The 238-nt window shown below is 74.4% G+C and carries 1 pseudogene; it reads left to right on the top strand.

The window, feature by feature from the left end:
• Positions 1–27: 27 nt before the first annotated feature.
• Positions 28–238 (top strand): annotated as a pseudogene (locus SM765_RS23030) (hypothetical protein); the annotation flags it as partial.

Here is a 238-nt window from a genome sequence, read left to right as displayed (position 1 = left end):
CACGACCGAGCCCTCGGAGGTGCACGCATGAGCACGAGAGACTCCGAAGCGGCGGTCGACCCGTCGCGCGCCGCCGTGCAGGCTGTCGTCGAGGCGGCCCTGGCCGAGGACGCCCCCTGGGGCGACGTGTCGAGCGAGGCTGCCATCCCGGCCGACGCACGGGCGACCGCAAGGGTGGTGAGCCGCGTAGCCGGTGTGTTCGGGAGCGGCCACGCGCGCGAGGTCGCGTTGCTGCATG

This window comes from Pseudophaeobacter sp. 1A09344 (assembly GCF_041008745.1).
Lineage (GTDB): Bacteria > Pseudomonadota > Alphaproteobacteria > Rhodobacterales > Rhodobacteraceae > Phycobacter > Phycobacter gallaeciensis_A.
Note: the sequence above shows the minus strand (reverse complement) of the source record. Positions and strands in the feature narration are given on the sequence as shown.